This window comes from Nocardia yamanashiensis (assembly GCF_021183565.1).
GTDB lineage: Bacteria > Actinomycetota > Actinomycetes > Mycobacteriales > Mycobacteriaceae > Nocardia > Nocardia yamanashiensis.
Map to the genome: position 1 here is coordinate 163,090 of NZ_CP089226.1, position 13,152 is coordinate 176,241.

General features: G+C 60.5%; 5 protein-coding genes. 1 reads left to right on the forward strand and 4 read right to left on the reverse strand.

Going from position 1 to position 13,152, the window contains the following annotated elements; translation table 11 throughout:
* Positions 1–9: 9 nt before the first annotated feature.
* The 4 genes from drmB to LTV02_RS00810 are packed head-to-tail and all read right to left on the reverse strand — an operon-like array spanning position 10 to position 11,222.
* Positions 10–1,824, reverse strand: coding sequence for a DUF1998 domain-containing protein (gene drmB, locus LTV02_RS00795; protein ID WP_233037021.1), 1,815 nt, complete (start codon positions 1,822–1,824; stop codon positions 10–12).
* Positions 1,817–4,972, reverse strand: coding sequence for a helicase-related protein (locus tag LTV02_RS00800; protein WP_233037023.1), 3,156 nt, complete (start codon positions 4,970–4,972; stop codon positions 1,817–1,819). The genes drmB and LTV02_RS00800 overlap by 8 nt, the downstream gene beginning before the upstream one ends.
* The gene (locus LTV02_RS00805) at positions 4,969–6,489 is read right to left on the reverse strand and encodes a nuclease-related domain-containing DEAD/DEAH box helicase (protein ID WP_233037025.1); all 1,521 of its coding nucleotides are present in this window, start codon (positions 6,487–6,489) and stop codon (positions 4,969–4,971) included. The genes LTV02_RS00800 and LTV02_RS00805 overlap by 4 nt, the downstream gene beginning before the upstream one ends.
* Positions 6,486–11,222, reverse strand: a complete 4,737-nt coding sequence (locus LTV02_RS00810) for a sacsin N-terminal ATP-binding-like domain-containing protein (RefSeq protein ID WP_233037027.1) — start codon at positions 11,220–11,222, stop codon at positions 6,486–6,488. Before LTV02_RS00810 ends, LTV02_RS00805 begins: the two co-directional genes overlap by 4 nt.
* 996 nt (positions 11,223–12,218) lie before the next feature.
* On the opposite strand from LTV02_RS00810, the gene LTV02_RS00815 reads away from it, so the two are divergent.
* A complete protein-coding gene (locus tag LTV02_RS00815) occupies positions 12,219–13,151 on the forward strand; it encodes an alpha/beta fold hydrolase (protein WP_233037029.1) in 933 nt (310 codons plus the stop codon).
* Position 13,152 lies beyond the last annotated feature (1 nt).

Genomic DNA, 13,152 nt, shown 5'->3' on the forward strand with positions numbered 1-13,152 from the left:
TGCTGCGGCCTATATGGAGTCGAGCGATTGACGCAACTCCGGGAGCACTGCTTCCAGGAACCCTGGAACATTGCTCCCCCCGAGCACTAGCTGACGGTCAAGCAATCGATTGCCTACCTCGCACGAAGTCTCACTCACCAATGAACAACCATGACAAGCCGACAAATTGAGGCTCGACGACCCCTGACGATCGCTCTCGATACATACCGGATCGTTCGAACAGACGTCGGCATCGTCCAATGACGCCAGGATCAGCGGGATCAGACGCTTGGGCTCGCCAAGACGGACGAGACCGCCCAGCGTGCCTTGCGCGTCGCCGGCCGCTGTATAGATCAGAATCCCTGCGGTGTGATCTGGACGATCACTGTTCGCGTAGACCCTTTCCTGAAGTGCGGCCGAGGCATACCCGCTCGCGAAAGCGAGCCTTCGGATAAGCAGATGCGCGATTGTATGCAAGGCAATGAACCTCGGTTCAGGCACGTCGAGGCGGTGTGCCCATGGTGAGTCGACTCGGCGGTTCAACAGTATGTCCGCTCGTGCCCGGACCGCGGGGTCGCTCTCCCATTCGCTTATCGCACCCTCGTTGAATCGGATGAAGATGCCTTCGCCGAACAGTTCGGCAGCCGGATAGATGGGGCGGGCTTTGCGATCGGTGCCAAGATCGGAGCGTATGAATGCCGCATCAGCGTTGTGACGCCGGAACCCCTTGAGTGCTCTGACTTCGCGTACACGCCGGACCTGGCCGATCCCCGAAAGGCGTTGGACCAGTGACTCGGGGCCGACAGAGGACTCGTTGACCTCCCAGCCGTCCACAACGAAGTCTTCGCCGCTCCGGTCGCGGCCGTTCTGTAGCTTCTCTACGAACGCGGCCCATTCCCCGTCCTTGAGGTCGAGCATGATCTCTGTTTGTGGAGCAGGACCCTCGTCGCCGGTGGCCAGCGAAAGAACGGTCTCGGGCGACATCCCGAGTTCCTCCGCGATCCACCCGGCGACCATCTGTGCTTGAGGACCTCCATTGTCCGCGACCATACGATTGAACAGTGCATGTGCTCGAATGGCATCCGCCTGCGCTTGAGATTGGGGAATGGCCTCCGGAATGTCCAGTGCGGAAATGTGTTCGGCGATGTAGTTACCCGTTGCCCCTCGCTGCACAGGAACCAGTCGGTGCTCGCATGCCTCGGCAGGGAGTTTTTCCCATGGTTGCCGCCCCTCGCATTTGATTCCGTCGCGTTGCAAGGAGCCCTGCCCGACCAGCTCGGAAAGCGGGCGTGCCCGTTTGCATTTGCCGCAGGAGACGACGAGTGAAGCGAGGCCCTCACCGCGTTTGCTGGAGCGCATGAACTTCAGCTCAGAATATGCGCGGCAGAAGCGCACTTCTTCCGTAACCCCCGCATCCTGGCCGCGATGCGCCCACTTGAACCAGTGGACGTCTTGTATATGACTTCCTTTGTCGCATATTGCGACGTAGCGCATCGGGACGAGCATTCCGCCACATTCGCAGTTATTGGTCCAGTGGCCCTTACTCTTTCCGGTAAGCATTGACAACTTCGAACATTGTTCGCAGAACCGCCAGGCGGGAAAGCGCCAGTACAGGAGACCGGCTGTGTCCTTGGCGATCCGACCGGCGTGGGTGGGGGGTTGTCGCAGTTCCCCGGGGCCAAGTCGGGCCACGAGCCGGTCGCAGGCGATCAGCGGTGCACGCTTCGGATCCCACCAGGAGGTATCGGGTGCGATCAGCGACTGGCCGCGTACATCGACGATAGCTCCGACACCGAACGGTGTGATCGTCTCGGAGAGACGAAGGTCGTGCCTGATCTTATCCACGTTCCACCTCCTGAAGTGGCTCCTGTACCTCGATGGCGACATTGGGTTCGACGGAACGCATGGAGTCACCGACAAGCCAGCCCTGGCCCTTTTGCCCGAACCTCTTCAGCAAGGCGTCATCCGTACCAACCCTTCGGTCGTAGCGAAGTGGATTTCCTGTTTCGCGCGCAGTCGCTGCCCGCGCATCCCAATCCCGCAGAAGCTGTCGGATCCTCTCCTCGGTCTCCTCGATCTCGACCCAATCGGATCTCTCGACGAAACCGAGGAATTGCGCCACAAGCTCGTCGACCGCGGCAACCATCCGACCGTCCTCGAGGTCGAGTCGATCAGCCGCCGTATCCGGAGCCAATTCCTTGAATGTCTGCCGCAGCAATGCGATCAACGCGCCAGCCAATGACCGATCCCGTGACGCCAAGGACCACGGGGTCACACTGGTGGGTTCGACGCCGCGGTAGAGCGCTTCGTGGTAACCCCGGAACGTCTCGAAATGGGACCGGTCGCGCGCGCGGTTGGAGCGGAAGAGGGTTACCACGATGCCGTTGGTCTCGCCTCGCCCGACTCGACTGGTCGCCTGGATGTACTCGGCGGTCGTCTTGGGCTGTCCGACCATGAGCATCAGTGCAAGCCGGGGAATATCGATGCCCACGGACAACATATTGGAAGACAGCACGACATCGATCGCGTCATTGGATTCGTCTGCGCGCAAACGGAGTTCACGCAGGTCGTTCGGAAGCTCCTCGGGACCTCGACGACTCGTGAGTTCGAGCACTCGACCGGCACGAACCCGGCGAAACGGCAATTCCAGACGCTCGGCCCGAGTTTCCAGGCGCCCGTTCACGTCATCGACCACGAGGGTTCCGGTACGCCCGGGCTCACGAAGACTGTTGTGGTACATGACAACTGTCCAGTAAGCATCGAGCGAAGTCGCTTTCGCGGACTGCTCCCGCAGGACCTCCGGCAGCTCGACGAGCGGGGCGGCAGCCGATACCAGGGCTGACGCCTGCGATACCGATTGCGGCATCAGACCTACATACAATCTGCCCGAACCGTTCTCGACCGGACGCGAAAAGAAGGTTCTGTCGTCGTCGAGGCCCGCCGGGGGATACAACGCCACCTGCCTGCCGTACAGTCCACGCACCTGCTCGTCCGATGCCCGGATCGTCGCCGTCGAAGCGATGATCTTCGGACTGGATCCCTTGCGGCTCAACAACAGCTGAATCACCGCATCGAATACCGCTACGGTCGTGCCGAGTGGGCCCGACAGCAGGTGAAGCTCGTCCTGGATGATCATCGACGGTTGTCGGAAGATGGTGTTCAGGCCGAGCAGTTTGCCCGCATCGGGCTTGAACTGCAGGCGCGCGAACTTGTCCACCGTCGCGAGCAGGATTGTCGGCGGCGCGTCGTACATCACGTCGTCGATTACCATCAGCGGCAGCTCCGCATGAAACGCGCAGTCGCCTTTCACGCAATGAATCACAACGTCTTTGCCGACCAAGCGCATCCCGTAGCGCGAGAGGTCCGTGGTCCGCTCGCCCGGAAGCAGCGCGGTGAAACACCAGGGGCAGCTTTCGACCTGAAACTGGTTGGCTTCCTCGGGACGCCTGGCTTTGTGCATGCGCTCCAGGGCTTCACCTGCGGCCTTACGAGAAGCCGGAGTGACCTCGTTGCCCACCCACAAGCCGATGGAGAAGGGCAACATGCCTTTCGCACGTGGATCTGTGTTGCGCAGAATTTCCATCGCGCAGATCAGTGCGGCGGCGCGTTGAAACTGTTGAGCGGTGAGCAAGCGGAGGGTGTAGCGGGTGATCACTGCGGTACCGCCGCCCTGCACCCCGTGCTCGATCCGGCGACGGAAGATCTCGATGGCAGCGAGACCGAGATACGCCTCGGTCTTGCCGCCGCCCGTCGGGAACCAGATCAAGTCGACGAGTTCACGGTCGCAATGGGTTTCATCGACGGTGGACGCGAGTGAGACCAGGAGGAACCCGAGCTGGAAGGGGCGCCAAGCGGGCTCGAACGAAGCATCTCCGCGGTTGATCGGCCCCTGTCGCATCTGCAGACGCATGGCCGCCATGCCGAGTGCGAACGCCTTCCGAAGTTTGTCGCTCCTCTGATCGCGTAAGAGGTCGACGCCGGCTGCCATCCGGTGGACAGAGGTCCGCGATCGTTCGGCGATCGTGGCTGCGACCGGCGAGTGGATCCCGAAACCGGTTGCCTGCGCCTCCTGCTCCGAAACCCAAGCCGAGAACGATTCGACGAATGCGTCCAATGCGGACAGCACCCGCTCGGGAGAACTGTCGATACTCGCGAGTTCGCTCAGACGAAGGGCGCGGGCCTCTTCGGTATTCGCCGCGAAACCCGTGGTCTCTACATTCGGCACCACGAAGGAAGGAACCGGCGTCAGGAAGACGCTGAGGCACCGTCCTGCCTCACACTCCCAATCGGCAGCCATGCCGTGTCCGACGGCATACACCTTGCGGTTCCGAAAGCGGAGTCGCAGTTCCGCAGATTCGTCATCGATATCGTATGCGCGCGCTGTGTCGTATTCGAGAATCTCTGCATCGGGAGCTGGTCTCACTTTCAAAGCGACCTGGAACAGCATCCGTGTGATGTCGAGCTTGTCGTCACCGGACGATTGCGTGCTCAGGCGTACGTGGACGGTGACCAGATGTGCAGCACCGAAGGGACGCCACCGCGAACCCACCTCCAGCGGCACCTCTCCCGCGTGAAGATGTTGTACTGGAAGACTTTTCGTCAGCTCCAGCGAATCGAACACGAAGGGGAGGCGTTGCCATCGCGGGGGGCCGTCGTCTGTGATCGATGCGTAGGTCCCACCGGACAGCGTGCAAGTGATCGACGGCTTATCGGTCACGAAGGAGATCGCGACCGATGAAGGTCGCCAGTCCTCTGCTAGTGGAACACCAGCCCCGGATTCCTCTACGTCGCCCTCCTCGACAGCGGGAGGCAGCTCGGAATCAGTCCCCGTGACGTCCGCGTTGTCGGGCGCGGATTCGTATGGAAAGAGCATCCCGACGGAGTACTGCAGATGTGGTCGATTGAAGAGGACCTCGTCGGGACCGCCCTCGGGTCCGACGTACGCCGCGTGGAGATGTGCCAGCGCAGCTTGTTGCGCGGCCGTCAGCGTCATTTGAGCGCTCCTCGCTCTCGGACGAGTTCCTGCAGGCGGCGCTTGTCGTCGGTGGATGCCACGATGTGCAGCGATACACGTGCTCTGGTCACGGCCACGTAGAAGGCGGCGACGCCGTTGGCATCGAACACCTTCGGCAGGTCACAGACGACGACGTGCTCAGCCTCCAAGCCCTTCGCGAACCGCGGACTTGTCACAGTGATTCCGTCGGAAGTCGAGGTCGGAGCCGCGTCGGAGGTCACGCTGATGATCCAGATACCAGTCCGTTGTGCACCATCCGAGATCATCTTGTGCGCGACGCTCGATGCTTCGTCGATATCAGCCGATCCCTTGGACCAGTTCCACTGAATCTTCTCACCGTGGACGATTCCGGGATCGCCGACGTCGGCTCCCAGATACTCCTGAACCACGTGCACGATCGCCTTGGTGTTACGCACATTTCGGTCCAGATCGAATGTCGGAGCCTCGGCTTCGATCAGCTCGAAGACGTCTTCGTCGAAATAGCCGTCCACGTGGGCTTGGTTATTCGGGTCCAGGAACATTCGCCATCGACCATCGGCGCGACCACCCGCGATGACGGCGTCCAGCCGATCCATGGCCTCCGCGTTCATGAGGTCCTGCGCCTCATCGATGAGAACGACATCGTAATTCGTGCCTTCGTTCAGCTCGTCGAAGGGGACGATGTCGATTTTCCGGTCGGCGACCAGCGGCGTGAAGAAGTTGATCAGAGCGGGGGACCGGAAGGTGACCAGAACCGAACGTCCCGCCATCGCTTCCTGTTTCGCGGCCTCGGCCATCACCAACGACTTCCCGGTGCCCGCGCCGCCGAGCACCAGCATCCGGCGGTTTCGAGCGAGGGATGAAAGTACCCGAGCTTGGGCTTCGGTAGCTCTGTTCTGCTCCTCGAGCACAGCCCCACGCTGCGCGTCGATCACGGGCATCCGGGTGAACGCACCGAACAGTCGATCTCGGAGGTCTTGGAGGCGTGCGATCTTGGTTGCGGGCGGCGCGGTTTGACGGTCTGCGACAACGGCATCGAACGCGACGGCGAGTGCAGCGGGGCTCATCTCATGCTGCGCCAACCAGTGAGTCGGTTCCCAGCCGACTGCGCGGGGCGGCGCATCGATATCGGGAGTGATGACCATGGCTTCCTGCGCGTACCAACCGAGGCCTTCGGCGCGAAGTATGGCTCTCAGCGCGAACATCGCAGAACTGGCCTGCTCCATCGGCGAGGTGGCAAGCTTCTTCCAGTCACCACGGCGATTGATCGAATACCAGATCCCGTCATGCTTTCTGACACCACCTCCCTTCACCTCGATAACGAGAACGACTCCCTTCCAGAGGATTACGAAGTCTGCTTCCGCCTGTTGTTTGTACGGGTGTGAGCGGAGCGTTACCGAGTGGAACGCCACCGCGTCGTCCGGCCCTTCGACCGCATCGAGAAGCTCGGCGACCCATCGTTCGGCCGGGCTCACGGTGTGCTTGATGATGTCGGCGAGATCGGGAACAAGGATCATGCGTGCTGCTCCTGCCAGAGGTCCTCGTATGCACGAAAGCCTAGAAGTGAGTTGATGTCTCCGAAGTTGTCCGCCATGTCGACGATCAGACATTCCTCTTTGCCGCCGTTGGCCGGTCCTCGTAGACCGCGGCCGGCCATCTGGATGTAGGCATTCGGGCTGAATGTCGGGCGGGCGATGTACAACGCACGGACGCCCGGCGCGTCGAAGCCTTGAATTAGCAGATCGCAATTGGTGAGAACACGGATCTTGTTCTGTTTGAACCGCTGGATGACATCGCGGCGTTCTTGGCGTCCGGTTTGTCCGCTGACCGAGGCGGCCTCGATTCCGCGATAACGGAGGGTCGCGGCGAGCACTTGAGCCGACAGCACGTTGGGGGTGAAGACCAACACCGGCCAATCCGGATCCAGATCCATGATGTGCTCGACCAGGATCTTCAATCGCGCCTGATCCTGACCGATGCGTTCCAGCACAGCAGGATTGATTCGCCGAGTCGTCGTCGCCTCTTCACGTTCTTTCGCGGAGAGCCTGACTTCGACACCTTCCAGAACTTGATGCCGAACGCGGGCCAGCACGCCTTGCTCGGCCAGTTCCTTATAGGGATTGGATTCGAACGCGCGCAGCTTCCGGCCGCCGAAACGTGCCGCCAGTTGTCGCGTGGCGTCCTCGGAGGTGCCTTTGAAAGGCGTGGCGGACAGGCCGACAAGTGGTCGTGCCCACCCGCGGCCGGCGACGCCGAGCCAGGACAGGATTCGGGTGTAGAGCTCGGAGTCACCGGCCCGGTGCCCTTCGTCGATGATCACGACGGCGGGATCACTGAGCCACGCGTACTCCTGGCGGTCCAGAATCTTGTCGAGTTTGGCGTCGGTCGCCACGATGACGCTGAACTCGGTGTCGGGTTCGTGGACTTCGTTGCGGTCCCACAGTCGGCCGATGGTGAGCGGCCTTTCGTCGCCCAAACCGCGCCACACCATGCTCCAGGTCTGTACGGCCTGCTCACAGAGCTCTTGGGACTGGGCGATCCACAGCACGACTCCGCGTAGCTCGTCCTCGGTGAAGAGGCGCAATACTGTCTCACTCGCGACCCGGGTCTTGCCTGCGCCGGTGGGGAGCTCGACCATGGCCTTCATCGCCCGATCGTTCTCGTCGCGAGTGGTAAGAACCTCGCGCAGTTTTCCGCTGATGTTCTGTTGGAACGGATGCAGGTTGCTCAGTTGGATCGCGCCGGGCACGACGAATTCCGCGTCCTCGTGCTGGATGCGGCGCCCGGCGTACTTGGCGCCGAATCCCATTCGGCGAAGCCAGGAAATCGTCATGGCGCCACCTGCCCAGGTGGTCGGAAAGTCGGTGAACCCTTCGACTTTGAAGAGCTCGCCCAGTTGTTTGACCGAGTCGGATCCATACACCGTCAGATACAGTTCTCCGACCGAAGTCGACTGATCGACCAGCCCCTGAGACCGGAGCGCTCGCCAGAGCCCCTTGGGAAGAGCTTCACGTAGGTCGTCTTCGCCGAAGTAGATCTCCAGTCGCTCGGCATCGGTGGAAGCCGCCACAGCCTGCAGCCGGAGCTCTTCGAGACGGTCGTCGAGGCCGGCCTTCCGAACACCCTGTAGTTCTGCGTTGTTGAGGCGAAGGTCGAAAGCCTGATTGACGATCGGCAGGACGTCCTGGTCATCCACGTCGTTCTGAACGACCAGTTTCAGTCCATCGAGATACCACTCGATCGACTGATCTTCCACGCCGGCGTCGGTCGTCACGCGTTTGGTGACCCGAGCCGCTCTGGCGATCCGAGAATTCGTGAGCCGAGTGGCGACCGTCTCGTACCTGAGTCCGGAGAAGACATCGAGAAGGTGTTCGCTGACCTGCTCGCCTTCGATCACCATCGAGAACGAGAAGGTATCCTCGAAGCGCTGACAACCGATCACGTCGATCAGCTGTGCTGCACGCTCTTCCGTGGTTTGCAGGTAAGGGCGTTGCCTTGATCTGAGAAAGTCGCGTTGTTCGTCGGTTACAGCGATGAAGACAGACTTCGGTGGCCTCGACTCGATCGCTCTCCCGATGCGTGCAGGAATCTTCGGAGGCACCGAGTTCGGATACGCGCGGCGCCCTGCTTCCAGGATGAACTCGGTGAGGATGTCGTCATCCATTGCCGGCGGCAGGAATTCCGCCGCCAATGCGGTGCTCATCGTCGACGTGGATACCGATTCAAGGCTGTCGGGCAACTCCAGCGCAGCCGCTACGGCTGCAGGACCAGTGAACAAGGGCAGGAGGTCGCGATATCGGATGAGTGCCGGAGAAACGACCTCATCAACCCCGCGCACGCCTTGCCTCGACTCCACCCGCCCGGCGCGGTCCACCGCCCACCGCACGGGTGAGCAGACTGAGTAGTTCGCGCCGGAGTCGACATCCTCGCAGTCCCAGGCCGAGTCACCTTGTGCCAGAAGCCCGTAAGTCCATTCGGTGCGCAACTTATCGGGGGCATCGGAATTCGCCAAGATAGGAAGCAGTGAGAAGGGCCCCGGCGACAGGCCATTTTTCGGGTAGAGGCTGATTCGCTCGATCGGACGTTCGCCCGGTCCGAGGCGGTCATTGAGGGTCTGGATTACCCACGCGGTGTATTCCTGCTTGAGTGGTTCGTCGTCGAAGTGGTAGTTCTTCACCGGACCTCGGACGACCCCGAGCGCGTACGCTACATCGGGCAGACACTTCTGGCGGTCGAGCGTCAAAGACTCGTAGCCGGCCAGCTGTACGCCGATGTCGAAAACTTGTTGGGGCCAAGCCCATTCGCCATGATGTGTAGGTACTTTGACTGCGGCCCGCGGGTGGGCTCGGATCACTTGAATCGCATCGCGCACCGATACGTCCACGACGGCGTCCCAGAACCTCGTCAGCTCCTCCTCGCCGGAGGTCGCGGACAGACTGATCAGGCGCGCGGTGAGGATGGCAACGGGATCGAGATTGCGGAAGCCTGCCTCGAGCAACAGAGACTTGATCTTGGGCTGAGCCAGGAACCATGGTGCGATGAAGACAGCACCGTCAATGTCGATATCTTCTTCTTGCTCGAGGAAGACCATGCTGCGGTCCGCGAGTGACCGCAACCCGTCGGTCGTGGGGATGACCTTCGCCTGCGTGATCTCGGGAAGCCCGCGGTTGCCGAGTACGAACTTGAATGCGTTGGCTGTAGATATGGCATCGTCGCCCTCTGCCCACTCCCGAATCCATGACAGCAGACCGCGCTTCGGCACGAGGGCAAGCGCGCGCTTCATGTCTCTGCCCTCACCATCGGTGACATCTTGGTTGGTACCGATGGCGAAGAGTTCACGGAGGCGGGTCACCCGTTGCTTCGATGTGTATGCCCGCCAATGCGGTACATCGTTACCGGTGTTCGGAGAGTTGATCCAGGCGTGGTGGATCGTTTCGTCGATGTCGATCGAAAAGTCGAGTGGACGCAATGCCTGTGCATTGCGAAGCGCGCCGAGCGCGTCCGGAATCAAGGCGATCTCCGCCGACAAGCTTGGTACCAGTGCGCACAACACTGTATCGCCGAATGACCGTTCCTCGCGACCACGCGCCGGCAAGTAGTCCAGGTGTGCGGCAGGGTCGTCGGCGCTACTGATCCGTCCGACCGTACTGACGAACATTTCCGCCATGGTCCTGAGGATCTCGCGGTTGTAGTCGTTTCGAAGCAGGGTCGTGCGGTCATCGTTGACACTCCACGGCGCATTGAAGAGTGCCGATGCGGACGTCGAATCCTGCAATCGGAAGTACGACCAGAACTCACCCACCCTGCGCTGGGCTTGGCGAACCGGCAGTGCGACTGTGACTTTGACTTTCTCTCGGGAGACCGCCTCGCCCACCTCTTGACGAGCTTTGGTACTCGGCTCGTGCATGCGCTCCACGACGATCCACTCGTCGCCGTTGCCGTCCGGCCGTTCGATCTTCAGTACACCGTTGCCAAGGTCGCGCAAAATATGGCTGGTTTCGTATCCATCCTCCGCGATAACCCGCAGTTTGACCATTCGAACAGATCCGACGAAAAGTAGAAACTCCGATGAGAAGTCTTCGATTTCGCCCCGCAGTCGATCAAGGTTCATCGCGGCTGGCAGCTTGACCACGGTTACAGCCCATTCGGCCAAATCGGCGAGTACGGGGTCGTGATCGAATTCCGGGCCGGCGTCGACCAAGGTCGCTGTTCGCAGGATCGGAATCCGCTTGGAGCCGGAGCCGATGCCGGTGATCGCCTCGATCGCTGTCGGTGAATTAAACTCAAACGAGACAGACCGGCTGAACACTTGTGGCGACCGTGACACGGCCAGGACGGATTTAAATCCGAGCCCGAACCGCCCGATTTCATCGCCGCGTTTTCCACTGAGATGCGCATGTGCGATCGAGATGAATCCGGTCCTTGAGAACGGGCGACCAGAATTCGCGCAGTACAGCGTTTTGTTTGGAACATCGAGCACAATTTCGACTCGTCCGGACCCCTGTTCGTTGCCCGGCAAGCTCGACACACCCGACATGGCGTCGGCGGCGTTCTGTACGAGCTCCAAAAGCGTCCGGTTCGCATAACCGCCGACGCGAATCGACTCCTCGTGGTTCGCATGTTCGAGTATGAGGTTTGGGTTCGCGCGATAGGACGAGATCGCCCGTTCAAATTGGTCTCGTACCTCGTTGGCGAGTCCAGCGTCGTTCGTCCACGCGACCGCATCGGCGCGTGCCTCTTCCTCGGCCAATGCCCTCCCTCACGATCAAAAGTTACAATTGTCTATTTTTCTGGCCGCAGGGCCGTATTGGTGACAGACGTCTTCAAGGGACTGCTGACTGGGGCCGGACCTCTTGGCGTGTGCGAGGCATGTCCCTGTTCTGCGTTGCAATGGCGGCAGTCCTGTCGTACTACGTCTGACTCACGTCGTGGGTTCCCTCCTGAATCTGAGAATCTTCGCCCACGTCAGGGCTCTGAAGTACCCCGCAGCAGGTGGTTGGCACGCAATGTCACAAATCTGGCATCGGTTTGGTAGGAGTCTGACTGATTGCCCATGCATACTCCAGCGGCCCATCTTGGTGAATCGGTTGGCCAATCGGTCATCGCCTCGCACTCCCTCCTGTGTGCTCAGGGATCGCGCTGAACGGGGAAATTCTAACTGTGGATCGATCGCGAATTCAATGGTTGATTTCACAACTGCTTTGTGGAACTCTAGATGCTTGTTCAATAATTACAAACAGACTGGTATGTATTTCCGAAAACAAGTATTGGTATTTTGTTCAGCTTCGATTACGATCGCTGTTCAGCCAATCTTGGCTCGGTTTGACCTTTCTCATGTATGATTTGCAACGACGGGAGAACGCTTATGTCAGAAAGTGATTGGGGGCCGCGCTCGGGAGAGCCTCCGGAGAGTTGGAAAGACTTCCTCGATCGTTTGCTGTGCCGTGTAAGGACGGTTAGGTATCTGCTAGTCTTTGTCGCGGTTATGGCTTGCGTTGCCCTGGGTGTGCCAATTTCGCAGTCCGGTTGGCCTTATTGGTGAGTTCGTCTGTACCTGCTTGGCTTGAGTCGTTTCTATAGTTGATCCTCAATAGGGCGATATGTGTAAAGGGGTATATTGACTGAAACTGGCTGTTTATTTTGCTCGTGCGATCTGAGCGAAATGCAAGCGTTAACGTGCTGTTCAGCTGCGGTCTGTTCTGGGAGAATGTGGTCGGAGTGCTCGCTACTTGAGATAGCGTGGACTATGACTGTCGATCAGAGTCCGCCTGTGGTGCCGGGAGTTCGGCGCAGCTTCGTGGAGGCCAGGGGAGTTCGGTTTCATGTGACCGAAGCTGGTAGTGGGGTTGCCGTGCTCGCGTTGCATGGATGGCCGCAGCATCACTATGCGTATCGGGATCTGCTGGCGGATCCGCCAGAGGGGTTGCGGATCATTGCGCCGGACTTGCCCGGGTACGGGTGGTCGGGGGCTGCGCCGCATCGGTGGGCGAAGGAGGATGTCGCCAGTGATGTTCTGGCGCTCATGGATGCGTTGGGGTTGGGGGAGAAGGTGTTGTTGGTGGGGCACGACTGGGGTGGGTACATCGGGTATCGGATGGTGTTGCGGGAGCCGGAGCGGTTTCGGGGGTACTTGGCGCTGAATATGGCGCATCCGTGGGTGCCGGCGAAGACGATGGCTCGGCATGCTTGGCGGTTCTTGTTGTATCAGCCGTTGGTGGCGAGTGTGGGGGTGGCGTTGCAGCGGCGGACTCGGTATTTGGAGTGGTTGTTCGGGAGGGGGTCGGAGGTGGATCTCGAGACTGTGCGGGTTTATTCGGAACGGTTTCGGGATCCGGTGGTGGCTGGGGCTGCTACGGATACGTATCGGACGTTCTTGTTGCGGGAAGTGCCTCGGGCGGTGCGGAGTCCGGAGGTGGGGCGTGCGGTGGTGCCGATTCGGGCGTTGTTCGGGGTGGAGGATGCGGCGATTCATGTGTCGTTGGCGGGGGTGGAGACGGCGCGGGCGGATGACTATCGGTTGGAGACTGTGGGGTGTGGGCATTTCATTGTGGATGAGCGGCCTGAGGTGGTGAGGGGGGCGTTGGTGAGGTTGGTTGGGGAGACGGAGGGGTGTGGTTTTGCTCCACTTTCGGGGCCGAATGTGCGAAAAGTGGTGGGGGAGGGGGAAAGTGGAGCATAAG